This is a genomic window from Turicibacter sp. HGF1, assembly GCF_000191865.1.
Taxonomy (GTDB): Bacteria; Bacillota_I; Bacilli_A; order MOL361; family Turicibacteraceae; genus Turicibacter; species Turicibacter sanguinis.
In genome coordinates, this window is record NZ_AEXQ01000012.1 from 1 (window position 1) to 25,184 (window position 25,184).

Genomic DNA, 25,184 nt, shown 5'->3' on the forward strand with positions numbered 1-25,184 from the left:
TAGAGATCTATTATTTGAAAAAGCCCCATCGCATCAACAAAAGCGAAGGGGCTTTTTTGTTATCCTTTATTTTCTTTTAAAAATTCATTAATTTTAGCTTTAGCATCTGCACTACATGGTTTACATGAGTTAACGGTACCTCCATTTTCAATGATGTCTTCTGCTAAACCAGAACAACCAGGAAATCCACATGAACCACAGTTATATCCCGGTAACATTGCAATTAACTTTTCAATTCGCGGATCAACTTCAACTTTTAAATAAAGGTTCGCCAACCCAAGCAGTCCGCCAAGTACTAATCCTAAACCTCCAATGACTATAATAGGAACTAAAATCGCACTCACTCTTCTCCCCCCTTATAATGAGAACAAGTATGATTCGAACAACGATGACAAGACGTCTGTTCGTTTATTGTAATTGGAGCTTCGGTTCTTTTATTCATGACGTATGTCCACATAAAAATGCTCACCAAGACAACAAATAAAACAATCGGCGCCATCAAACAATCCCTCCAAATCCCATGAAGATGATTGACATAATCGAGGCTGTAATTAAAGCAATCGGAACTCCTCTTAACGCTTCTGGAATTGGAGCAAGTTCTAATCGTTCACGAATCACAGAAAATAAATAAATAACTAACGTAAATCCAAGTGCTGAAAATAAGCTAAACACAATGGTTTCTATTAAGTTATACTGATTATCAATCGATAACACGGCAATTCCAAGAACAGCGCAGTTAGTCGTAATAAGTGGTAAATAAACTCCCAGTAACTTATAAAGTTTCGGTGAAAACTTCTTAACTACCATCTCAACGAACTGAACTAAAGAAGAGATAACTAAAATAAACGTGATGGTTCTCATGTACGTCATATCACAAGGCACTAAAATATATTCATAAACAAGCCATGAAACACTTGATGAAACGACCATAACAAACGTGACAGCCAATCCCATCCCGATTGCAGACTCTGTCTTTTTAGAAACTCCAATGAAGGGACAGATTCCAAAAAACTGAGATAAAATAACGTTTTGAACCAGTAATGCAGTCAATGCAATTGGAACTAAAGTTTCCATCTACGCCTTCACCTCCTGTTTCACTCTTTTTTTTGATTGAGAGATCCGATATTGATTCATGATTCCAATAATTAATCCAAGTGCCAAAAAAGCACCCGCTGGATAAATAAAGATTGGAATACTAATCGACTCGGGTAAAAATTGAACGCCAAATAAACTTCCTACACCGATTAATTCACGGAAACTTGCCAATACACAAAGTCCAAGCGTAAATCCAAACCCCATTCCAAGTGCATCAAAAATAGAATCAATCACCTTGTTTTTACTTGCAAAGCTTTCAGCACGTCCGAGAATAATACAATTCACGACAATTAATGGAATAAAAATTCCAAGCCTTGCAGCAAGTGATGGAACATACGCGTTTAAAAGCATCTCAAGGATTGTCACACCTGTTGAAATAATCACAATAAAAACAGGAATTCGAACTTCATCTGGTACTAATTTTCTAATTGACGACACGACAATATTTGAAAAAAGTAACACAAAAACAACACTTAACCCCATCCCAAGTGCATTTTGCAAAGATGTCGTGACACCAAGCGAAGGACACATTCCAAGTAATAAAACAAATAACGGATTCTCAGTGATGAGACCCCGCTTCAAAATTTCCTTCTTCGTCATCCTCTTCCCCCCAATTCTAATGTTTTAAAAAATGTGCATTCGCCTCATCAATCGCCTTCTTAACCGCTGAACTCGTAATCGTCGCGCCTGATAATGTATCAATACTCATGCCATCCACCGGTTTATTTAATATCTGAGATAAAAACTCATCCTCTTTCACCCGACTCCCAAATCCAGGCGTCTCACTAAATGTTCCAATATAGCGGAGATTAATCAATTCCTTTGTCTTTAAATCATAGGCTACGAACATTTGAATATCGCCCCCATAACCTTTCGTCGCTAATTCATAAATTCGGCCCATGCAATCATTATCTTGATCATAAATATTATAAATCACCTGAATCGCTTTAAACTCTTCCGATTCCGATGTATCTGACTCTTCAAAACGCGTCATACTCGGAAAAAAATCTAATATAGTGGCCTCTTTTTCCGCTTTTTCACGCTCACTGATAATAGGGGCTGTCATCGTATTCACACTCGCAATTAATCCTGCACAAATAATTCCAATAACGGCCAAAAAACAAGCTAAATAGATTGGTTTTTTTACCACAACGTCTCACCTCACTTTAAATCATGATTCCAATTAAGACAGCAATACCAATAACAATCAAAAAGCTAACTAACCAAAAACAAATTTCTCCTCGTTTAAGTGGAAGATTCATTCGTCCCATAAATCCTCGGTCAATGACAGGTTTAAATAAATTCATGATTAAAATAGAGAAAAACACACCTTCTGGGTAATTTCCAAGCAGTCTGATGATGACCGTTAAGATTCCAAGTGCCATTCCAAAAAACACTTTCCCTTTTCTAGAAACGGGTGAGGTCACTAAGTCAGTTGCCATAAACGCAGCTCCAAATAAAATGCCTCCACTTAAAAGATGAAACAACGGATACCAAATCCCAGCCACTCCATTCATTGCTCCAACTATCCATGTCATGAAAAAGACGGTTCCTAAATAAAAGGCAGGAATTCGCCAATCAATAATTCGACGAACCACTAAATAAATCATGGCTATGATAATAGCAAATGAAATACTCTCCCCAATTGCTCCACCATAAGTCCCCATTAACAAACCGACTAGTCCACCATATGGAGCCGTTAATTGTTCATACGTCCCAATATATTGATTTTGCGCCAAATGCACCAGAGGAGTCACCGAGGTAACGGCATCAACTTGTGTTAAAGTTGTCGTTAATAATCCTCCAAATGAAATCGTGACCAAGGCACGACCAACCAGTGCTGGATTAAACGGGTTATAACCAACGCCCCCAAACACTAACTTTCCAAGCCAAACACTGACACAAGAACCAATCGCAACGACCATTAAAGGAGTTCCAATCGGCAAACAAAGAGCTAATAAAATAGCGGTAATAAGTGAATACGATTTTACAATTAGCGTTAACCATTCATAAACATCTTTAAATCGACGACCACATGCAAAGAAAATGGTTTCGGTTAAAATAGCAGATATTATTGAAACGAGTAACATCCATATAGCTTTTAGGGCATAGGCACCTCCAAAGGTATAACCATAAACGCTAATTGCAATTAAACTAATCACACCTAAAACGGCACTAAATTCATACATAATCTGTTGTGTACTACTTCGACTATGTAAGTGTGGCGTTGGTGACCATTTTGCGATTTTTGCCATGTTCTTCTCTTCCCCTCTTATTTTAAAATTCGTTTGGCTCGTCGCACAAACTCTGTCACTTCAATATGCGATGGACAAACATACGTACACATCCCGCATTCTACGCAAGATTTCGCATTTAACTTAGTGAGACGCTCTTTATCTTTAAGTTTAGCCATATCCTTAATCAAAACAGGTTGTAATCCCGTTGGACAATGATCAGTACAACGACCGCAACTCACACACGGTTGTTCATCTTTTTCCATGATGACCTCTTTTTTATAGTTCGGCCATAAAATATCCTTAATTCGGTCAAAGCCTTTATCGGGCCCCTCTTTTTTCTTCGTTGGTAATACCACAATTCCATTAACCCCACGTGATATGACAAAATCATCACTTCTCATCACGCCACCCATCATCGGTCCCCCAACAATGATTTTAATTTCATCTGCATCATCAATATACCCTCCGGCTAATTGAATTAACTCTTTAGCCGGCGTTCCAATTCGGACATAGTAAAGTCCTGGACGTTTAATCCCTTCTCCAGAAACTGTGACTAGTCGGCGAATAAATGGCCGATTATCACGAACAGCAAATGAAGTCGCAATAGCCGTTCCAACATTTGAAACAGTAAATCCAAGTTCTGAAGGTAAGCGATCATACTCTCGACCTGTAATCGTTTTAATCAAGACTTTCTCCCAGCCGAGTGGATAAGCATCTGGTACCTCGTAAACAGAAATTTGATCTCGAACTTGATACTCATCAATCTTTTGCTCTAAAAAAGCTTTTAATTTCTTTTTCCCTTTCTTAATGGCAATGATTCCTTTTTTAACATCTGCTGCTTTCATTAAAAATGAAATTCCATCAAAGAACCGTTCTGGTTGATCAAACATAAAATGATAATCTGTTGTTAAATACGGTTCACATTCAACACCATTAATTAAAACAGTATGGATTCCTTCTGGATTTAAGTATTTAATATACGTTGAAAATCCGCTACCTCCAAGCCCGACAACCCCATTTTTACGGATCATCTCCACAATGTCTTCTCGACTTAAAACACTTGAATCAGCGGGTGGTACACAGCTTGGATCCATTTCATATTTAAAATCATTTTGAATTTTAACACACAACACTTGTTTTCCACTTCGATGCCATTTCTTTTCAATCGCAACAACATCTCCACTAATACTTGCATGCATTGGAATGTTAATCCCATCCGTTCGATGACCCACTTCAGTTCCTACATACACATGATCTCCCACTTCAACAATGGCTTTACAATTTAAACTTGTATGATTAGTCAGTGGAATATAAACAAAATTTGAATTATTGTATTCCATGACATCCACAGTTAAAGCTAACTCTTTTTTTCCCGGAATATGAGTATAAGGATCCGGTTTTAAAATCCGATCAATCACCCTCATGTTTTATCCTCCTCAAATAAAGCTCCTGATGAGCATAACGCCCCTCTAACACACTATATTTTTAAAAACGAAAAGTTATTATACCCTTAGGCGGATAATTTGCATTTTGACTTAAAAAGTTCACTCTCTTTCGCAAATATCTTATCACTCCTCTGATTCTTTTGGCTAAAATAGCCACTCATTTCACTCATTCTGACCTACTGTTTGTGAAAAAAACTCTAAATCCCCTCATCCGGTATTTGAAATTTTCTAAATTAGTTAAGTTGTCATATTTTGAAAAGTTGTGTGATTGCACCTGAAGGAAAATCCATTCTTTTTATGAATCATCATATATTTTCACCTCTCAAAACATAGACTGAATCAAGACCCGAACAGTTTCTTTTTAAAATTCGGTATGCTATAATAATCCATAATTAAAACATTTTTGGAGGTGTCAGATGAATTTACGTCAATCTAAATCCGTTTTACTCATTTTTTCATACGTATTTGTGATGTTTTTACTACCATACGTCACGCTATATGGAATTTCAGCTCTATTTAATATCTCAGATCCAATTGCTTTACAAGTTTATACGAATCTTGTTTCCTATCTAGTTTTAGTCGCGATTACATTATTATTGTTTGGAAAAGAATTATTAACTGAATTAAAGGAAATCAAATCCACTGGAAAATATCTTCGTGCTGTTTTAGTGGGGTGGATTATTTTATGGGGTTGCTCCATTTTAGCAAATTTAATCGTGATGGCGATCACGCAATCTGAGGAATCATCAGTCAATCAACAAGTCATTGAACAATGTATGAACATCTATCCAGTGTTGATGGGAATCACAACCGTCTTATTTGCCCCATTAGTCGAAGAAGTCGTGTTCCGTTATACGATTATGAAAGGTTTCTTAAATCGTCCATGGATTGGCATTGCCCTCAGTAGTTTCTTATTTGGAATGATTCACGTTATTTCCGCAGGTGATTTTATTTATGCTATTCCTTATATTGCCATGGGATTTGCTCTTGGATATGCGTACTATAAAAATCAAAACATCTGGTATTCTATCGGCGTTCATTTATTCCAAAACTTATTTTCAACCATCATCTTAATTTCATCAATGCAATAAAAAAAGCACTGAAACTTACAGTTTCAGTGCCTTTTTACTTCAGTTTAAAATATAAAATGACCTATTTGATAAAAGACAAACGTCACAACATAAGCCACAATCAATCCAAAGCCAACCATCATCATCGTCGTCTTCGCTGATTTTGTTTCTTGATACATTACCCCAACGGTCGATAAACATGGGATGTAAAGGAGTGAGAACACTAAGAAAGAAAATGCTTGAAGTGGCGTAAATAAGTTCATTAGTCCCGCTTCACCACCACAGATAATAAGCATAGATGAAGCCACAAGTTCTTTGGCTAAGAATCCGACCACTAAACTACTCGCAGCTTGCCAAGTTCCAAATCCAAGAGGTAAAAACAAAGGAGCTAAGACACCACCGAGTATCGCTAAATAACTCTCGTCACCTGAAACATGTAGGCCGGCTGGCCCCATCTCATTTAAGATCCACATAATAATTGAACCTAAAATAATAAATTTCCCTGCAGTATGTAAGAAGTCACTTCCACGATTTAACGTTTGATTTAATAAATTTTTAAATTGTGGCACACGATACGGTGGAATTTCTAAAATAAAATTCGTTTCTGTTTTCTTAAACATCGAGACCGATAATAATTTAGCACTTAATAAAGCGATGATAATGCCTAGTAAATAAAGGGCCATGATAATTAACGACTGAAAACGACTAAAAAACATTCCCACGAATAAAACATAAACCGGTAAACGAGCTGAACATGACATAAATGGAATAATCATCATCGTTTTAATACGTTCTGAACGATCTGGAATCGTACGAGTCGCCATAATAGCGGGAACGTTACATCCAAATCCTGTGACTAAGGGAACAATGGCTTTTCCATTTAATCCAAAGCGAGAGAAAATATAATCCATCACAATCGCCACACGTGCCATGTAACCTGTTGCCTCCATTAACGATAAACAGAAGAACAAAATTAAAATTTGAGGTAAGAATATAATCACACCACCAACCCCAGCTACAAGACCATCTATTATGGCTCCGTAAATAAATCCATCAGGTGAGGCCCCTAGCATCACTAATAAATTCTCGATTTGTGGGATAATCCAATCATTTAAAACGCCATCAAATCCATCCGAAATACGATTTCCAACTAAATCAAATGTAATCGAATAAATGAGAAGCATAAAAATAAAGAAGATGATAGCTCCCCAAATTGGATGCGTTAAAATGCGATCAACACTCGTTAACTTCGGCTTCACATCCGGTTGAAACCCTGGAATTACTTCCATCGATTCTTGATATACCTTATAAATAAACTCACGTCGTTTATTAAAAATGGCTCCTTTTAATGATAGGGCAATTTCTTTTTCGATAATGATTTGCTCTGTTTTAGCAACCACCTGTCGAATCTCATCCGCATGTGATAAAGATAAATGACTAAAAATCCCTTCATTTCCTTCTAAAATTTGAATCGCAATCCAACGTGAATCCAAATGAGTAGGTGTTGAATCAAGTAACGCACTAATTTTACTAATCGCACTCTCAACTTCCACACCATAATACAAATTAAAGGCTACCTTTGAACTTGATGTAGGTAACACGCTAATTAAGTCATCCATTCCTTGATTTTTACGGGCGGAAATTAATGAAATTGGCACACCAATCAACGCTTGTAACTTTTCTACATTTAATTGCAATCCTTTTCTATTTAAGGCATCCATCATATTCATCGCAATGGTCATTGGAACGCCAGCTTCTAACAACTGAATCGTCAAATGTAAATTACGCTTTAAGTGTGTGGCATCTACAATATTTAAAAATCCATTGTAATCTTCATTTAAAATGGCAAATGTCACAACTCCCTCGTCTTCACTACTTGGAGTCACACTATAAGTTCCAGGAAGATCGATTAAAACGTCATCCGTTTTCTTAATACTTCCCTCTAGCTTGTCAACCGTTACCCCACTCCAGTTTCCAACATGAGCATTCGAACCCGTTAAATTATTAAATAAAGTGGTCTTCCCTACATTTGGATTTCCTATTAACATGTATCTCATTTTTTCACCTCTACTCTCATTTTTTCTATTTTAATTTTTTTCGCATCTTCAACACGGATGCAAAAATCAACATCTTCGATTGATATATAAAATAATTGTCCAAAGTTTAACACATTCAACATCGTCACTTCAGAACCAATTGAAATCCCTACATCATAAAGACGACGACTAAAACTATCAGAAATCCCATTAAATTCAAGAATGACAGCCGTTTCACCTATTTTTAATGTCGATAAATCCATTCTCTTGGCCCCCTTCTTTTTATTGATAACTATTATCATTAAATATAGTATATCATATGCCAAATTATCTGTCTACTTGTTTAAAAGTTGACTCTTGGCATCAGATTTAATACATATTTGCTTAACTTAAATAATACATTCATTATAGGTGAAGAAAAATGAAAAATATAATGAAATCTGTTGTGTTATTATTATTTCTAGTTTTATTACTGCTTTATCCCGCTCCTATTATTGCCTCGACAAAAACTGGACTCTTAACATGGGCTGAAAAAGTAGTTCCCGCTCTCTTTCCATTCTTTGTGCTCACTCGCTTGATGATTTACTATCAAGTGCCTCAAATGATTGGAAAATTATTCGCACCCATTTTCAAATCGGTTCTTAAAATTTCGCCTTTATCCTTCTTTGTGATGTTCATGAGCTTCATTAGTGGAAATCCATCAGGGCCGAAAATGGCACGTGAGTACTATGATAAGCATCTGATTTCCGAACGAGAGCTAACTGGACTTCTTTATTTTTGTAACTTTTCAAGTCCACTCTTTATCATTGGAACAATCGGAGTTGTCCTTTATCAATCGACACAAATAGGATATCTGTTATTAACGAGTCATCTTCTTGGGTCTATCACTGTTTTTATTCTGTGTTATCCCTATTTTAAGACGACCTCTTCTAAAACACTTAATATCGAATATCCAACACAATCCTTTGCTACTATTTTAATCGACTGTATTGAAAGTAGCATTCAAACCTTATTACGTGTGGGTGGAATTATCGTCTTTTTCTACATTGTCTCAGAAGCTTTTAACATCATTCACTTAATTGAGTGGTTCGATCAACTGTTAGCACCTATTTTATCTTCTATGAACATCAACACGATTGAGCCATTCTTTGCAGGACTGCTCGAGTTTACACAAGGTGTGACAAAAGTTGCCTCAGCTTCTTTCCCATTTAAAACGAAACTGATTTTAACTGCCTTTATTGTGAGCTTTACAGGGCTTTCAATTCACACTCAAACCTTTATGTTCGCTAAAAATTTAAGCGTTTCTTACATCAAGTACTTATTCATGCGATGCGTACACGGTATAAGTAGCGCTCTGATCGTCCTATTTGGCTATCAATACCTCGAGCAAACAGATGATGTATTTTTACAAGTCGGATTTCATCCGTTATTCATTCTAAATCCTTTTGTTAAATTAACACTTGGATTCATGATTTCATATCTGATTCTTAAACCTCTACAACTTATCATTCATCAGATGGATCGTTATAAAAAAGCAAAAAGATGAGGGAAAACTCCTTCATCTTTTTGCTTTATTTGTGTTTAATATACCCGACTAAATTTGTTTCGTTCACCAGCATTTTAACTTTTCCTAAGTGACAATCATTAATTTCTGTTTTAACTTCATCAATATATCCAAACTCTTCGTAAAAATCATTCAAACGATCGGTAATATCAAATACTAACCCATTGACAACCACGTAAGTTGGATTTCCATTCTTTCCATTGAAGAAACGATTAATTTCTTCTAACGTGAACACTTGATTAGGATAAATAAGTTTAGAAACAGTGGCACGGTGCGTTTTACCATCATCATAACTTTTTAAAGGCATATGTTCTTTTCCCCTCTCTTGCTATTTCACCTTACTGTTCTTCTCATATAATCTATGAGAGAAATTCATAAATAGATACTGATTTAGCCTAAATAAGTCTTTTATCGCTAAACATTTCACTATATGAAACCATCGAGTCGATTATTAGCAAATAAGAACAAATGTCTAAAAAAAAAGATAAAACCATTGTTCTTAAACGCTGGTTTTATCCATTCATTATTTATTAAATTATTTATTAAATTTTTTCTTTAATGCCTCTTGCACAAACTCAGGAACAAAGCTTGAAACATCTCCACCAAATCTAGCAACTTCTTTTGTCGTAGAGGATGATAAAAACATGTTTTCAGCACGCGTCATTAAAAACACTGTTTCAATACTAGGTTGTAATCGTTTATTCGTCGTTGCAATTTGAAACTCATATTCAAAATCCGTTACCGCTCGTAATCCACGTAAAATCGTTTTAGCACCAAGTTGATTAGCAAAATCAACTACTAACGCATCAGCACAAACAACGACTTCAACACGTTCTAAATGTTTGGTTGCTTTTTTTAACATGTCAACACGTTCCTCGACCGTAAACAATGTTTTTTTATTAATATTTTCAGCAACAGCGATATATAAATAATCAAATAATTCATATCCACGACCAATGATATCTAAATGACCATTGGTAACAGGATCAAACGTTCCTGGATAAATTCCAATCTTTTTCATAACTGCTATTCCTCCACTATCATCCTTACAAAGGATTAATCACGATGATAAATCGTAATGGATGTGATGCCATAAATTTCACGTTTAACTTGTTTGATATCCCCTATCATCTCATGCAATTCATCTTCTTTTAAGCACTCCGCCATAATGATTCCCCCAGATGCTAATAGGTTGTGTTCATTTACAAACTCAATAATCTCATTAATTTTCTGTCCCTTATAAGGTGGATCTAATAAAATTAAATCAAACTGAATGTCTCGCTTGACTAACGCCTTTAACGCTCTAAAATAATCATTACGATAAATTTCGACGCAGTCTTCAATTCGTAAATCTTTAACATTTTCTTTAATCGTGTTAATAGCAATCGTTTCTCGATCGACAAAAATGACTTTATCAATTCCTCGACTTAATGACTCGATTCCTAAATTTCCACTTCCACCAAATAAATCAAGAGCGATTCCACCATCAAAATATGGGCCAATAATATTAAAAATACTTTCCTTTACTTTATCAGTCGTTGGTCGAGTATTCGTACCTTTTACTGCTTTGATGCTTCTTCCTTTTAATGTTCCGGCTACGACTCGCATTTTATCACTTCCTAATATTTTTCTATTTTATCTCATTATTAAAATGTAATTGAACTTATCATCTTTTATTATCTGGAGTAACTCCATCATGACTAGCGGGAAAGTTCATTAAAAATGTCTAGTTACAGTTAGCGCTCTATCTTAATCTCTCTTACTATTAATGTTAAGAATTATCTAACTCAAACTTTTAATCTGACGAATACTCTTTTAATTTTAATGTTAGAAGGTCGAAAAATCAACAAAATATATTTCTTTAAATCTATTGCGATCAATTCACCTCTATCTTTTCAATAAAGTTTACTAATTTTATAGTATTTTAAAATCCTAATGTTTTAATTAAAATACCTTTTTAATGATCATCTTCAAACTATTACGATTGCATCGATTTCCAATGACAGAGTTTTTAATCTGAATAACTTCAATTCATATTCCCTTTATCAAAAATATAATTTGGAAAAATTATATAAAATTAGCTTAAATACCATAAAAAAGATATTTACGTATAATTTCAGCTTGTTTACGTTAAATAATCTCAAACTTAATATTAACGTGATATATTAAAAGTGCTTTGAAAAGCAAAGTATAATTGCTAGGAATAAATAAAAAACTGGACCAATTAACCTTTCTATACCAAAGACTGATTAGTCTATCCAACAAGAATGTTAATTTATGTGCTTTTATTTCCCCTTTAATGCATCTATTAAAGATTTTTAGCAAATGTATATTTACTCTCATATTTGATTTATCTAAATCTTTTATATCATCAACAAGGAGGTTACTAAACGATGAAAGCTTATTCTCAAATTATCGGACTATCAAGTCTTATTATCGGATGTTCATTAAACGTAGTGTTATTCACTTCTTTAATTAATTCAATGATCGCTGTTATCCTATTAGCAGTTATGGGGGTTGTTCTAGCTGCCTTCTCTTTATCTTTAAAGCCAGAAAAAAAATGGATTGGAATTGCCGGACTTGTCTTAAATCTAATTCCTTTAGCTTATATGGCTATTTTATTTGTCGGGCTTGGATAATCTAAATTAAAAATTAATATTATAACCAAAAGATGTTAGATGAATTTCTAATATCTTTTTCTTTTTCAATCAACAAATATAATTTCCTAACACCTCCCTAATCTACTCCCCTCCAATGATTATTTCTCCAAAATTAAGTATCTTCTACAATGTCATCGATCTTTGAAGCTAGAGAATAACTTATAAAACACTCTGTTTTGTCAATTATCTTATAATCCCTTAAAGGAACGACAAAAACTCTTATCTATTTTTAAAATAAACGTATAGAAAATAAAAAGATGGTCAATATTATTAGTGTAGCCGAGAGGTTACAGTAAAATAATCCCCCCTATTCTTCTATCATACTTCTCCTCTCCCTTTCACATATGGTCAAAGTATGAATGAATAAGCCGCCCCCCCCCTAGGCGGCTTATTTTTTTATCTTTACTACCCAATGAAAGCGTGTTATAATATCTAAAAATTGGTAAAAAGAGAGTGATTGTAATGAAAGAAAGTTATTATCTTGCTCCATTTAAAAAACGAATGAATGCCCATGCTTTGGATTTATCGATGACGATTGGTCTTATGTTTATTCTTATTTTGGCACTAACAGGGCCGATTCAATACCCTGTGGTTATCATTGTCTTTTATGTCATGGCCATCTTATTTCCTAGCTTAAATCATGGACAAACGATTGGAAAAAAATTAATGAAAATTAAACCGGTTATGATAAAAGATGAGAAAGAACTCACTTGGTGGCAAATTCATCTTCGAGAACTTTTTAAATACTTATCCCTATACTTTTCTTTCGGTATCACCCATTTGGCTAGCTTTTATATGATCAGCGAACGAAAGGATAAACGAACGATACATGATTTAATTTTCAAAACACGTGTCGTAGACTTAAACCCTCAATTATTATATGCACAACGCGATCAAGCAGCTGAAGACGATTACTATAACCATTATAATTCCCAACGAAGCATCCGCTAAAAATGAAAAGTATCGAGTCCTCAAGAAGGATTCGATACTTTTTTATTGAGTTAGTTCCATCACTAATTCTTCTTGTTTCTTTCTTGATATAGGACAATAAAAAACTCCACAAATCAAAGCAGTTAAAGGAGAAACCAGCACCAGTCCCATACATCCAATAAACGTGTGCAAAATTTCAGCTGAAATCTTTTGAGAATTTAAAATGGATAACAAAGGCGTTCCTTGTGCTAAATAAACCATTAAAATCGTAATGTAACTTCCCATATAAGCCAACAGCAAGGTCGTCATTTGACTCCCAATAACTGACTTTCCAATTGTAAGTCCCGATTTAATTAAGGCAGTGCGTTTGATGGTCGGATGATGCTTTAACACCTCCTCAAGTGCCGCTGAAATATCAATGGCTAAATCTAGAACGGCACCCGAACATGCTAAATAAATACCCGCTTGAAAAATACCGTCTAAATCCAAATTTTGATAACCTGCATACAAAAGCGATTCTGACCAATCCATTACCGCTCCATCAATATTAAATAATCTTCCAAACCATACCGCTAATAAACAAGTCAAAAAAGAACAAATCATCGAACTTGCTATGGCTGTATAAGCCTTTTTGGTCCAGCCTGCTACTAATAACAACGTCACGATGGTTAATAAATTCCCCACCATTAAAGCCATAAAAAGTGGATTCCAACCTCTTAATAAGGACGGAATTAAGATTTTACAAATGCTCAGTAATGCAAAAGCAAAAGACAATAACGTCCGAACCCCGGTAAATCCAGAAACCATAATGAGTAAGAAGATAAAACAACCAACTAAAATCAGTTGTTCGTCCAATCGATAATAATCAATTAAATTAGCAAATATGACTTGACCTGATGAATTTTGCTCAATCAACGTCCATACCTTATCTCCGACTTCATATAACTTATCGACTTCTAGTTTTCCCGTTAAAAGATTCATTCCTTCAACGATTTCACCTTTATGTGCTCCACTTAAAATTTCAATTTCGCATCGCTGATCCCCCTGATTAAGTAATCCAGTCGTGTAAACCCCACTGTTATTGACAGATCTCACGGTTGCTTTAACGCCTGATGAATTAATATAAATCTGCTGTTCATAACCTGTTGGTAAAAACCAAAGAATCGCTAACAACAAAACAAAAACACTAACAAATACTATCTCTTTACGCTTCACACTGCTGACTCCTTCACTTAATCTACCTGACAAATTTCAACTAATTTATGAAAGACATCCACATTATCGTAAAATCCACTAAACAATTCAGCTCCAACACCTCTCGCATAAATCGCAACCGGTGCTCCTGTATGCGCATAAGATGTCCAACCAATACCTGCTTTATTATTTAAAAGATGAGTTAAGCTAACCGATAGTGGATCATATCCGCCATATAAAATTTGAGCCTCCTCAGTTTGATCCCGATCATCCTTATTTTTCATCGACTCTTCAAAGCCAGCCTTTAATTTCTTCAACTCATCATCCGACATGACAAACAATGCCTTTTCTCCATGAGTAGCCTCTTCATCTTCTGATGATATCAATCCAAAGTTTTCTTTAATAATCGGATATACATCCTCAAACGTTAAATTTGGGTTGCTTGCTTTTAAATCTTTAATTAATTCATCAAACGCAACATAAGACATTTTTTGTGCCTTTAACAACTCAAACGCTGTATGATAACCTGTTTTAGTATATCCAATACTCATTCCTCCTGTTTCATGATCACCGGTCACCAAAATTAACGTTTCTTCAGGATGCTCATTTGCAAAATCAATTGCCACTTGAACGGCATCTTCAAAAGCTAACACTTCAGCAATGGCCGTCATGGCATCATTTGCATGACAAGCCCAATCGACTTTCCCTGACTCTACCATCATAAAAAATCCTTGTTCGTTATCTAGGACTTTAATCCCTTTCTCGACAAAATCAGCCAACATTAAATCGTCTTCTTTGGCATCAATGGCATAAGGCATGGCTCCTGAATCTTGTAACACAGGACTTTGAGCATATACCTTACCTGATGAGGAGTCAAGCGCCAAAATATCTTCCTTCGTCTTAGCTACTTGATATCCATTTTCTTCAATGATCTCATACACATTTCGTTCATCTTCATTTTTTCCCGTTGGCTGTGCAATGCTTCCTCCGCCAAAATAATCAAAGTTAGATGTTGCTAATTGTGTGGCAATCTCGTAATAATCACCTCGAGATGGAACATGAGCATAATACGCTGCAGGGGTTGCATGATTAATCGTGACTGTTGTCACAATTCCAATTTTTTTCCTGCTAATTTTAATTTTTCAGTGATGCTTTCTGTTACCTTCGTTTTATTTGCTTCTAACCCAATGACTCCGCTATGCGTTTTCACACCAGAAGATAAAGCTGTAGCTGTAGAGGCTGAGTCTGGAACGAAAGACGTTGAATTATGTGTCGTGACCAATCCAACCGTAGGAAAAGCTGTAAAATTTAAATTATTAGTTGTGATTTCACCCTCTCCATCACTTCCTGTATAGACTTGGGCAGTATTTACCTGAACCTGTGACATTCCATCTCCAATGAACATAAATACATACTTAGGCGCCACCGTCACTTCAATTGTTTCAGCAACTGATACTGATTTTTCTTCTTCATTTGAACACCCCATCACAACCGTTAAAGCAGTTGCCATTGATAATAGGATGTTTAACCATTTTTTATTCATCATCCATCCTCCTGTTTTTAACCAATAAACTTATGATAACCAAATGATAGATTTTTCATCAAAAAATCTAACTTTAGAGAATATGAGGAATATCTAGACGACATGATATTCTCTTATTAATCTGACTTATCTTTATCAATCGTATTTTTTATTTTTCGTAAAATCTAAATTTTTATGTCAAAAAAGAGAGCACTAATTCAGTACTCTCTTTTAACGATATTAGAAACGGAAGCCACCGCGACCTTTACCTTTTCCTTTTTTACCTTGTCCCATCATGCCTCCAAAGCCACCCATTGCACCTGGATTACCTCCGCGTTGCAAGGCATTGGCCATACGTTCCATCTGTCGTGGATCCATGCTTGAGAATTTCTTCATCATTTTACGCATATCTGTAAATTGTTTAATCATACGATTAACTTCTGCAATATCACATCCGCAACCTTTTGCAATACGTTGCTTACGACTTGCATTAATTAAATCAGGATTTTTACGCTCTTGCTCTGTCATTGAGTAAATAATCGCTTCAACACGTGCCATTTGTTTTGGATCAATATTAATATCTTTTAATTGGTTTCCGACACCCGGAATCATTTTTAAAATATCTTCAAATGCTCCAAGTTTTTTCATTTGTTTCATTTGCTTTAAGAAATCATTAAAGTCATAAGTAGCATTCATCATTTTGTCCGCTAACTTCATGCTTTCTTCTTCATCGAAGTTTTCTTGAGCACGTTCGATTAAGGTCATAACATCTCCCATTCCTAAAATACGAGATGCCATACGCTCTGGATGGAAGACTTCTAATGTATCTAATTTTTCACCAAGACCGATGAATTTAATTGGAACATTAGTAATTTTACGAATTGATAAAGCAGCACCACCACGAGTATCACCATCTAACTTCGTTAACACAACCCCTGTTAAATCCAATTGATCATGGAATGATTGAGCGACATTAACCGCATCTTGTCCAGTCATCGCATCAACGACTAATAAGATTTCTTGAGGATTAACAAGCTCTTTAATATTTTTTAACTCATCCATTAATTGCTCATCAATATGTAGACGTCCAGCTGTATCGATAATGACTAAATCATGACCATTTTCACGAGCATAAGTCATCGCTTCTTTTGCGATATCAACTGGGTTCATTGATGTTCCTTTTTCATAAACCGGAATATTTAATTGCTTACCGATTGTTTTTAACTGATCAACGGCAGCAGGACGATACACGTCACAGGCAACTAATAATGGATTTTTCTTTTCTTTTTTACGTAAATAACTTGAAATTTTTCCTGTGTGTGTCGTTTTCCCGGCTCCTTGTAATCCGACCATCATAAAAACAGCTGGTTTAGCATGACCAAAGTTTAACTCAGCCGCGCTATCCCCCATTAATTTCGTTAACTCTTCATTAACAATCTTAATCACTTGCTGCCCTGGCGTTAAGCTTTTTAAAACAGCTTCTCCGACAGCTTTTTCCTTAACTTCATTAATAAATTCACGTACAACTTTAATATTAACATCGGCTTCAAGTAACGCTAAGCGTACTTCACGCATCATCACGTCAACATCTTTTTCAGTTAATTTTCCTTTACGTGTGACACTTTTTAAGGCCGATTGTAGTCGTTCTGATAATGTTTCAAATGCCATAAATTAAACCTCCAAATCGAGTTGTTGCAACTCATTAATCCACTTCATCATCTGCTCATCCTGTGTATGAACTTGCATCTGATCTAAAATTTCTTCACGTATTTCACGCTTTTTTAATAATTGTAACTTCGTTTCATAATCTTCTAACAATTTCTCTGTTCGTTTAATGTTATCAAACACGGCATTACGACTTACCTCAAATTGTTCAGCAATTTCACTCAACGATAAATCTTCTTGGTAATAAAGCTCAAGATAAGTCTTCTGCTTTGATGTTAATAATACTTGATATGCATCATACAGTTCATTCATTCGATTGACTTTTTCTAACATCACAATGCCCCCACTAGCTTCTATATACAAACTAAACGATAATTTATAATTTCATAATCAGACTTAATCGTTAAGCTCTTTTGATACTAAAGAGACCTATAGTCCCGATAAAAGTTTTCAACTGCATCAAACTTATCAAGACCCATCTATTCAGCCCTACCTAAAAACCTAATTACTCTGCTTCATTTTCAAATAAATCTGCAAATAATCCATAAATATATTGTTCAATATCAAAGTGAACTAAATCTTCGGCTTTTTCTCCTAAACCAACAAATTTAATCGGAATCCCAATTTCATTTCGAATGGCTAAAACAATTCCACCTTTTGCTGTTCCATCTAATTTTGTTAAAACAATTCCAGATACATCTGTCGCTTCTAAAAACGCCTTCGCTTGATTCATTCCGTTTTGTCCTGTTGTTGCATCAATGACTAATAATGTATCATGAGGCGCTCCTGGAACTTCACGTTCAATCACGCGTTTAATTTTTTCTAACTCTTTCATTAAGTTAACTTTATTTTGTAAACGTCCTGCCGTATCACATAATAACACATCAACATTACGAGCCTTCGCTTCTTTAATCGCATCAAACATAACGGCTGATGGGTCTGAACCTTCACTTAATGACACCACATCGACCCCAATGCGGTCTCCCCAAACCTGTAATTGTTCAATTGCACCTGCACGGAACGTATCTCCTGCGGCTAATAAAACAGACTTTCCTTTTCCTTTTAATTGATGAGCAATTTTTGCAATTGAGGTTGTTTTTCCAACCCCATTTACCCCAACAAATAAAATAACAGTTAATCCTTCTTTATTCAGACGTAAGTTTGAGTTCACAAACTCACCTTTAACGTAAATTTCAAATAGTTTATCGACCATAATACGCTGTAATTCTTTTGGATCCGTAACATTATGTTCGCGTACAGTCTCTTTTAATTGATCAATGAAATCTACCACGGTATTAACACCAATATCAGCCATAATGAAGATTTCTTCTAACTCTTCAAACATCTCTTCATTAATGTCATTATAGCTTGAAAAAACAGACTGTAACTGTTTTAAAAGGTTACCACGTGTTTTTTTCATACCTTCTTTATAATGTTGCTGAGCACGAATTTCTGTCTCAGAGACTTCTTTTTTTCCAAGTACCATCGACTTTAGACGATCAAATAAACCCATCAGGCTTCACCTCAATTAATTAATAATATCGTGTCATACAAAATGACTTTAATGCTACTCTATCATATTTTACGGTCTATGACTATTATTTTTCATCATCTAGATAATCTGAAACATTATCCATACGAACTGACACGAGTTTCGTTACCCCTCGTTCTTGCATCGTCACTCCGTATAATACATCAGCTTTTTCCATCGTTCCTTTACGGTGAGTAATAACGATGAACTGTGTTTCTTTACTAAATGCCTTTAAATAATTGGCATAACGAGAAACATTGGCTTCATCAAGTGCAGCCTCAACCTCATCGAGCACACAAAACGGAACCGTACGAACTTTTAAAATGGCAAATAATAAGGCAATCGATGTTAAGGCTTTTTGTCCACCTGATAATAAATTTGAAGTTTTTAACTTTGTTCCAGGTGGCTGTGCAATGATTTCAACCCCAGTATTTAATAAATCGTGAGGATCAGTTAACACTAAATCAGCGGTTCCACCACCGAATAATTTTTTAAAGATTTCAATGTACTCAACACGAACCAAGTCAAAGGTTTCTTTAAATTTAATGGTCATCTCTTGGTCCATTTCATTAATCGTTTCCTCTAAATTAGCTTTCGCTTCAATTAAATCATCGCGTTGTGTCGTTAAGAATTCGTATCGTTCTTTCACTCGTTGGTACTCGGCAATTGCAGCCACATTGATCTCACCGAGTGAAGCAATTTGACCTTTTAAGCTACGAATTTTTTGTTTAACTTCTTCAATACTTCCCTTTAAAGGATAATGTTCATTCGCATAGTCAAACGTCATTTGATGTTCTTCTTCAAGTTTTTTAATCATTAAATCCATCTCAACATCAACTTTTCCAATCGCAACATCGAGTTGATTAATTGACTCCGTCATTTTTTGATGAATTTTATGACTTTCTCTTACTTCACGCTCTAAAATCTCAAGTTCTTGACTGACTTTTGTTAAAGTCAAACGTTGTTCTTGAATTTTTTCAACAATCGATTCACGAGATTCTTTCTGTTGCTCAATTTGTGTTTCAAGTGAAATAACTTCATCATCATTTCCAAGCATTTCTTGTTCGCTTTGCTCTAATCGATTGATTAATTCTGCTAAACGTTCTTTTGCTTGGCCTGATTCCTCTTGCAAACGATAATGAGTCGCAATTTCACTTGTTAGAGCCGTCTCAAGTTTAGCCACTTCAACTTTTAACTCCGTCATAACTTCCATCAACTGAGTTTTCATTTCTTCTTGTTGTTCAAGTTGCTCTTCTAGTGTATCAATGATTCCTTTAGCTGATTCAATTCGATTTTCAAGTCTTAAACGCGATTCGGCTAAATCATTATTCTTTTCAACTAATTGCTTATACTCCGATTCATGTTCACGACGTTCAATTCGAAGTAATTCGTCACGTTCATTTTGTGCTTTTTCACGATATTCAAACGCTAATTTTTGTTGATTCGTCTCCGACATTTTATCTTTTAAACGTTCGCCAGCCGATTGAAGTTTTGATAATTGTTTTTCAGAATTTTTAACGACTTCTTGTAACTCTTGTTGAAGTCCTTTTGATTGTTCGACTTCTTCATTTAACTCTGCAATTTTCTTTTGACAATCTTCAATTTCATTTTTTTGACGTAATAACGATGAACCTTGACGTTTAACAGCCCCTCCGGTCATCGCTCCTCCTGCATTAATAACGTCTCCTTCAAGCGTGACAATACGATAACGATAATTCAATTGCTTTGCTAAATTTTTAGCCACATTTAAATCTTTCGTAACAATAATACTTCCTAAAATATTCTCAACAATTTGTCGATATCGTTCTTCATAACCCACTAATTGTGAAGCCACACCTACAACATCTTGATTATTTTGAATACGATTTAAAACATCCATTGGCAACACACGAGACTTAATAACATTTAAAGGTAAGAATGTCGCACGCCCCGCATGATGACGCTTTAAGAAATCAATAGCATTTTTAGCAGCATCGTCACTTGTTGTCACAATTTGTTGCATAACAGGACCTAGTACCACATCCATCGCCAACTCAAGTTCTTTAGGAACAGACACTAGTTCAGCAACGGCTCCCTCAATCCCATTAATTTGATTTTGCTCACGAGCCTTTAAGATTTTTTTTACCCCTTCGTTAAATCCTGAGAAATCTTTTTGAGCATCCTCTAGCCATTGTAAACGATTCATCATTTTATCGACTTGATGCGTTAACTGTCTAAAACGATTTGTCTCCATTTCTAATTGCTTTAACGAATGTTGATGCGTTTTTTGTAATATTTGATACTCTTCACGCTTCTCCTTTAATTGTGCACTTAATTTATCATACTCTTGCTTAAATCCTTCTTGCTCACGACGCAACGTCTCACGATCAATAAGCGATTTATTTTCATCACCACTAATGCGTTCAAGCGTCACCTCTGTCTTTTTAATTTGCTGATTAATCGAAATGTATTGATTTTTAACACTAGCTAGTTCATTAACATCTTCAAAGTAAGCCTCTCGCGTGGACTCTAATTCTGTTTTTAAATTTTCCTCCAAGTGTTGATATTCTTCCGTCACTTGATTTAACTGTGTTTGTTTGGCTAATAAACGGGATTCGGTTTCTTTCATCGAACTGGTCGCTAGTTCTAATTGCTTCGTCGCTAGTTCTAACTGCTGTTCAAGTTCGACCTGTTGTTCCGTCAGTTGCTCTTTATTTGAAGAGGCATTTTTATGACGTTCTTTTAAAACATCTCGTTGACCTTGTAATTTTTGAATTAACTCTGACGTTTCAACTAACTCAGTTTGTAAGGCTTCTAACTGTTGTTCTTGAGCTTGTTGCGTTTGCTTTAAATTATCCATTCGACGCTCATCCGTCGCAATCTTTCCATTAATACTTAAATGTTCAAACTCCACTTCTTTACGTTCTTTTTTTGAACGTTCCATTTGGTCATTTAACGTTTTAATATCATAAGCTAACACACTGATTTCTGACTCACTACATTCCTTTTTTAAGACCATGTACTTTTCAGCTTTTTCTGATTGCTTACGTAAGGGTTCAACTTGGTCTTCTAACTCAAAAATAATATCTTGAACACGACTTAAATTATCACTAGTCGATTCAAGTTTGCGCGTTGCTTCTTTTTTACGCATCTTATACTTTAAAACACCTGCTGCCTCTTCAATAATCACACGGCGATCTTCAACCCTTGCCTCGACAATGGCTTTAACTTTATCCTGAGAAATAATGGATAACGAATCATGGCCAATCCCTGAATCCATAATCAAATCAATGACATCTTTTAAACGAACTTTTTGTTTATTAATTAAGTATTCACTATCCCCCGTTCGATAAACACGACGGGTAATACTTACTTCATCATAATCAATCGGTAAGCTTTGACAACTATTATCTAAAACGAGTGTCACTTCAGCAAAGTTAAGTGGTTTACGAGTTGATGTCCCGGCGAAGATAATATCTTCCATTTTCCCACCACGTAAACTTTTTGCCGACTGCTCTCCGAGTACCCAACGAATCGAATCTGAAATATTACTCTTCCCTGATCCATTCGGTCCTACGACAGCCGTTACGCCTCGTTCAAACTCGACTACAGTTTTATCGGCAAAGGATTTAAAACCAATTGTTTCAATTCTTTTTAAATACATATGTTTCATCCTTTATCTACATTCTTTATCTATTTTATTATACCAAAAAGTCATACGTAAAATAAAGGGACTTCTACGTTTATCAAACATTAGTTCTAAGATTATCTTCTAAATCACATATCATTTTCCAAAGCTATCCCCTCTTGTGATGCTTATACAAAAAAACAGCACTTCTTTTCGTGCTGTTTTCACCATTAAACTTCAAAGGTTGTCCCATCTAACCACTTCCAATGTGGTCTTGCAACTTTTATATCCTGTATGAGGCGATATAAGGCTAAATCTTTTTGTTTTGCTTCAATCATAATATCTAGATCTTGATTAAGGGGTTGAACCAACTCAATAAATCGAAGCAAATCCTCAATTTCAATATAATCTGAATGACGACGATCCGTGTCAAATTCTTTCGGACTTGAAATATGAACTTTAGGAGGCCAAGGATTTTGATCCCACGTTTTAAAAATGGATTCTAAAAGGGGTTGAAGCTCTATCCCTTCGTTATAGCAACGATGATGATGAATATCAAGAACCATGGGGATATTTAAGGTTTGACATAGCTTAAGAACATCATCGGCTGAATAAACTTTATCATCATTTTCAATGATTAAAGCCTTTTGAATATTTGGTGGTAGCCGATGAAATGTTTGAATAAATCGCTCTAATGCCGCCTCTTTCCCACCGGCTTTCCCCCCCACATGTAAAACAAGTTGAGGAGACTTAATATCAAATAACTCAAATAAATGCAACTGATGTAAAAGGGATTGAATCGACGCTTCAATCACTGCTTCATTGATACTATTTAAAACATTAAACTGATCGGGGTGTGCATCGACTCGCATGTCATATTTCTTAATTAGATCTGCAACTTCTTGACATTCCTCCTGAATGACTTTGGAATAATCCCATAGAACCTCTTGATGGGTGGCCAATGGAATTAATTTTGATGTCATTCGGTAAAAATGAATCTCTTGTTTCGCGTTATAATTTAAAATTTTAATCAAATCGTGCAAATTTGATTTAGTTACGCGCGTTAATAAACTAAGTTGCTCACGCTTTGAAGAAAGTGATGAATATTTTTTATAGGTCACAGGTGATGAACTTGTAACCTTATCTAACTTTAGCGCAATAGCTACATAACCTAAACGAATTTTCATAAAAAAGACCTCGGTTTTCTAGAATCATTCTAGTTTACCCAGGTCCTCTTTAAATTATTTATCCTTAAATCTTTCATCTTGTTTGATCATTTGTTCCATCTGACGATCGGCGCGTCCCGCTACGACTAAACAACTATATAATGCAACCATCACTAACGTCACCAAACTTCCGACGACGACACCTGCTAAAAACATGGCGTCACCTCCTTTTACCTCTAGTTGTTATTTTCTATGTTTACTAAGCCCTTCTTGTGAGACGACGATCCCCAAAATATCTAATCTATCGCGGATGAATCAGACCTAGAGTTCCATTTCACTGACATTTAAAACGAGACTCGTTCCGTTTTCCCTTAAGTTTTCAATTTCATGGTAAAACTCATATCCGGTTAGCAATTCAATGTGATTCCGATTTGCAAAATCTTTCGCTTCATCATTAAAATCACTTGTTGTAATGACAATAGCTTGATCTGCTTGAACATCAAAATCTTGCATCGCTCCTAAAACACCTCGAATGTCACTAACCCCAACGATATCACCGACTGACATTTCTAATCCTGCTGGATGGGTATATAAATCTTTGATTAAGGGAACACATTTAAACCACTTGACAATGATTTTTTCACCTTGTGACCACATTAACAAATCATAACCTTGCGTCGCCGGATTAGTCGCTACTTCAACCGATTCATATCCCTTCAGTTCATAAAATAATTTTAATAATTGGTTAAAGGATTCATCACTTAAATGCTCTAGTTGCTCAAATAAAACGAGTTGGCTTAGCTGTAGTCGACGTCTTTCATTTTGCTTACTATACTCATCTAATGCTAATTTACGTTGATTTTGTTTATATTTAATCAACAATAAAGCAGCAATGGTTAAGAGTAAAATAATAAGATACCAATTCCACATCTGCCACTTTGCAATCCAATCCGTAAATCCATAAAAGAAATCAAAAACAACAAATGCAATAATTAAATATGCAATATAAACGATTCTTTTTTCCATAACATCACCAATTTTATTATGAAAAAAATGGAACGATTTTAAACAAAATCGTCCCAATAAATCAAATAACTTCTTTACCAAACGGCATTAGAGATAACTTTGCCATTTTAATGGCCTGAAAAGCGAATGGAATTCCAACAATAGAAATAGCTAACATTAAAGCACTCACTAAATTCACTAAAGCCATTTCTAACCCACCAAAAAGTAACCATAAAATATTTAAAACAAAAGTCCCACTTCCATTGTTGACTGTCACAACCTCTTTACCAAATGGAGCTAATTGTAATTTAGCTAACTTAAAGCATTGCAGACCAACCGGAATGCCAACAATCGTTAGACACCAGAGAACGCCAAACAAACACCAAATTAATGAGGCCCATAACCCGCCAAAAAGTAGCCATACTAGATTTCCAAGACATGACATAAGCATCTCTCC

General features: G+C 35.3%; 25 protein-coding genes and 1 pseudogene. 4 read left to right on the forward strand and 22 right to left on the reverse strand.

Going from position 1 to position 25,184, the window contains the following annotated elements:
* Positions 1-59 precede the first annotated feature (59 nt).
* Genes HMPREF9402_RS01180 through HMPREF9402_RS01205 form a run of 7 tightly spaced genes read right to left on the reverse strand, consistent with a single transcriptional unit; the run spans position 60 to position 4,756 of the window.
* Positions 60-344 carry a (Fe-S)-binding protein gene (locus HMPREF9402_RS01180; protein ID WP_006783791.1) on the reverse strand — a complete coding sequence of 95 codons (285 nt, stop codon included), beginning with the start codon at positions 342-344 and terminating at the stop codon, positions 60-62.
* Complete coding sequence (locus HMPREF9402_RS14415) at positions 341-499, reverse strand: hypothetical protein (RefSeq protein WP_006783792.1); 159 nt, start codon at positions 497-499, stop codon at positions 341-343. Before HMPREF9402_RS14415 ends, HMPREF9402_RS01180 begins: the two co-directional genes overlap by 4 nt.
* On the reverse strand, positions 499-1,074 hold the full coding sequence (gene rsxA, locus HMPREF9402_RS01185) for an electron transport complex subunit RsxA (protein WP_006783793.1): 576 nt from the start codon (positions 1,072-1,074) through the stop codon (positions 499-501). The genes HMPREF9402_RS14415 and rsxA overlap by 1 nt, the downstream gene beginning before the upstream one ends.
* Positions 1,075-1,695 (reverse strand): electron transport complex subunit RsxE, encoded by a 621-nt coding sequence (rsxE, locus tag HMPREF9402_RS01190; protein WP_009606238.1) that lies wholly within the window; start codon positions 1,693-1,695, stop codon positions 1,075-1,077. It abuts the gene before it with no gap.
* A 16-nt stretch (positions 1,696-1,711) separates the two neighbouring features.
* The gene (locus tag HMPREF9402_RS01195; RefSeq protein ID WP_006783795.1) at positions 1,712-2,245 is read right to left on the reverse strand and encodes an FMN-binding protein; all 534 of its coding nucleotides are present in this window, start codon (positions 2,243-2,245) and stop codon (positions 1,712-1,714) included.
* Between the two features lie 16 nt (positions 2,246-2,261).
* Entirely contained in the window at positions 2,262-3,350 is a 1,089-nt protein-coding gene (locus HMPREF9402_RS01200) for an RnfABCDGE type electron transport complex subunit D (protein ID WP_009606240.1), read from the reverse strand.
* A 17-nt stretch (positions 3,351-3,367) separates the two neighbouring features.
* Positions 3,368-4,756 carry an RnfABCDGE type electron transport complex subunit C gene (locus HMPREF9402_RS01205; protein WP_009606231.1) on the reverse strand — a complete coding sequence of 463 codons (1,389 nt, stop codon included), beginning with the start codon at positions 4,754-4,756 and terminating at the stop codon, positions 3,368-3,370.
* Between the two features lie 437 nt (positions 4,757-5,193).
* Between HMPREF9402_RS01205 and HMPREF9402_RS01210 the strand changes: the two genes are divergently transcribed.
* Positions 5,194-5,868 carry a CPBP family intramembrane glutamic endopeptidase gene (locus HMPREF9402_RS01210; protein WP_006783798.1) on the forward strand — a complete coding sequence of 225 codons (675 nt, stop codon included), beginning with the start codon at positions 5,194-5,196 and terminating at the stop codon, positions 5,866-5,868.
* A gap of 44 nt (positions 5,869-5,912) precedes the next feature.
* Here the strand turns inward: HMPREF9402_RS01210 and feoB are convergent, their stop codons facing one another.
* Together feoB and HMPREF9402_RS01220 are read right to left on the reverse strand one after the other, a co-directional pair.
* Positions 5,913-7,904: a ferrous iron transport protein B gene (gene feoB / locus HMPREF9402_RS01215; RefSeq protein WP_006783799.1), complete on the reverse strand. Its 1,992-nt coding sequence runs from the start codon at positions 7,902-7,904 to the stop codon at positions 5,913-5,915.
* A complete protein-coding gene (locus HMPREF9402_RS01220) occupies positions 7,901-8,146 on the reverse strand; it encodes a FeoA family protein (RefSeq protein WP_009606244.1) in 246 nt (81 codons plus the stop codon). Before HMPREF9402_RS01220 ends, feoB begins: the two co-directional genes overlap by 4 nt.
* A gap of 158 nt (positions 8,147-8,304) precedes the next feature.
* On the opposite strand from HMPREF9402_RS01220, the gene HMPREF9402_RS01225 reads away from it, so the two are divergent.
* Positions 8,305-9,429 (forward strand): nucleoside recognition domain-containing protein, encoded by a 1,125-nt coding sequence (locus HMPREF9402_RS01225; protein WP_006783801.1) that lies wholly within the window; start codon positions 8,305-8,307, stop codon positions 9,427-9,429.
* Between the two features lie 25 nt (positions 9,430-9,454).
* Here HMPREF9402_RS01225 and HMPREF9402_RS01230 read toward each other — a convergent pair whose 3' ends face one another.
* The 3 genes from HMPREF9402_RS01230 to rsmD all read right to left on the reverse strand — a co-directional run bounded on the left by HMPREF9402_RS01230 (position 9,455) and on the right by rsmD (position 11,055).
* Positions 9,455-9,754, reverse strand: coding sequence for a hypothetical protein (locus HMPREF9402_RS01230; protein ID WP_006783802.1), 300 nt, complete (start codon positions 9,752-9,754; stop codon positions 9,455-9,457).
* A gap of 228 nt (positions 9,755-9,982) precedes the next feature.
* Positions 9,983-10,468, reverse strand: coding sequence for a pantetheine-phosphate adenylyltransferase (coaD, locus tag HMPREF9402_RS01235; protein WP_009606230.1), 486 nt, complete (start codon positions 10,466-10,468; stop codon positions 9,983-9,985).
* A 35-nt stretch (positions 10,469-10,503) separates the two neighbouring features.
* Positions 10,504-11,055 carry a 16S rRNA (guanine(966)-N(2))-methyltransferase RsmD gene (gene rsmD / locus HMPREF9402_RS01240; protein ID WP_006783804.1) on the reverse strand — a complete coding sequence of 184 codons (552 nt, stop codon included), beginning with the start codon at positions 11,053-11,055 and terminating at the stop codon, positions 10,504-10,506.
* 785 nt (positions 11,056-11,840) lie between these two features.
* On the opposite strand from rsmD, the gene HMPREF9402_RS01245 reads away from it, so the two are divergent.
* Positions 11,841-12,086, forward strand: coding sequence for a hypothetical protein (locus tag HMPREF9402_RS01245; protein ID WP_009606228.1), 246 nt, complete (start codon positions 11,841-11,843; stop codon positions 12,084-12,086).
* Between the two features lie 483 nt (positions 12,087-12,569).
* Positions 12,570-13,058, forward strand: a complete 489-nt coding sequence (locus tag HMPREF9402_RS01250) for an RDD family protein (RefSeq protein ID WP_009606233.1) — start codon at positions 12,570-12,572, stop codon at positions 13,056-13,058.
* A 42-nt stretch (positions 13,059-13,100) separates the two neighbouring features.
* Here the strand turns inward: HMPREF9402_RS01250 and HMPREF9402_RS01255 are convergent, their stop codons facing one another.
* The 10 genes and pseudogenes from HMPREF9402_RS01255 to HMPREF9402_RS01295 all read right to left on the reverse strand — a co-directional run bounded on the left by HMPREF9402_RS01255 (position 13,101) and on the right by HMPREF9402_RS01295 (position 25,172).
* Positions 13,101-14,252, reverse strand: coding sequence for a YibE/F family protein (locus HMPREF9402_RS01255; protein ID WP_006783807.1), 1,152 nt, complete (start codon positions 14,250-14,252; stop codon positions 13,101-13,103).
* Positions 14,253-14,269: 17 nt separating this feature from the next.
* Positions 14,270-15,777 (reverse strand): annotated as a pseudogene (locus tag HMPREF9402_RS01260) (alkaline phosphatase).
* Positions 15,778-15,993: 216 nt separating this feature from the next.
* On the reverse strand, positions 15,994-17,421 hold the full coding sequence (ffh, locus tag HMPREF9402_RS01265) for a signal recognition particle protein (RefSeq protein WP_006783809.1): 1,428 nt from the start codon (positions 17,419-17,421) through the stop codon (positions 15,994-15,996).
* Between the two features lie 3 nt (positions 17,422-17,424).
* Positions 17,425-17,751 carry a putative DNA-binding protein gene (locus HMPREF9402_RS01270; protein ID WP_006783810.1) on the reverse strand — a complete coding sequence of 109 codons (327 nt, stop codon included), beginning with the start codon at positions 17,749-17,751 and terminating at the stop codon, positions 17,425-17,427.
* A 172-nt stretch (positions 17,752-17,923) separates the two neighbouring features.
* A complete protein-coding gene (gene ftsY / locus HMPREF9402_RS01275; protein ID WP_006783811.1) occupies positions 17,924-18,931 on the reverse strand; it encodes a signal recognition particle-docking protein FtsY in 1,008 nt (335 codons plus the stop codon).
* Positions 18,932-19,016: 85 nt separating this feature from the next.
* Positions 19,017-22,592, reverse strand: coding sequence for a chromosome segregation protein SMC (gene smc / locus HMPREF9402_RS01280; protein WP_009606245.1), 3,576 nt, complete (start codon positions 22,590-22,592; stop codon positions 19,017-19,019).
* A gap of 194 nt (positions 22,593-22,786) precedes the next feature.
* Entirely contained in the window at positions 22,787-23,743 is a 957-nt protein-coding gene (gene uvsE, locus HMPREF9402_RS01285) for a UV DNA damage repair endonuclease UvsE (RefSeq protein ID WP_006783813.1), read from the reverse strand.
* 54 nt (positions 23,744-23,797) lie between these two features.
* On the reverse strand, positions 23,798-23,938 hold the full coding sequence (locus HMPREF9402_RS14420; protein WP_006783814.1) for a hypothetical protein: 141 nt from the start codon (positions 23,936-23,938) through the stop codon (positions 23,798-23,800).
* 105 nt (positions 23,939-24,043) lie between these two features.
* Complete coding sequence (locus HMPREF9402_RS01290; RefSeq protein ID WP_009606229.1) at positions 24,044-24,748, reverse strand: restriction endonuclease; 705 nt, start codon at positions 24,746-24,748, stop codon at positions 24,044-24,046.
* A gap of 61 nt (positions 24,749-24,809) precedes the next feature.
* Positions 24,810-25,172 carry a YccF domain-containing protein gene (locus HMPREF9402_RS01295; RefSeq protein WP_006783816.1) on the reverse strand — a complete coding sequence of 121 codons (363 nt, stop codon included), beginning with the start codon at positions 25,170-25,172 and terminating at the stop codon, positions 24,810-24,812.
* Positions 25,173-25,184 lie beyond the last annotated feature (12 nt).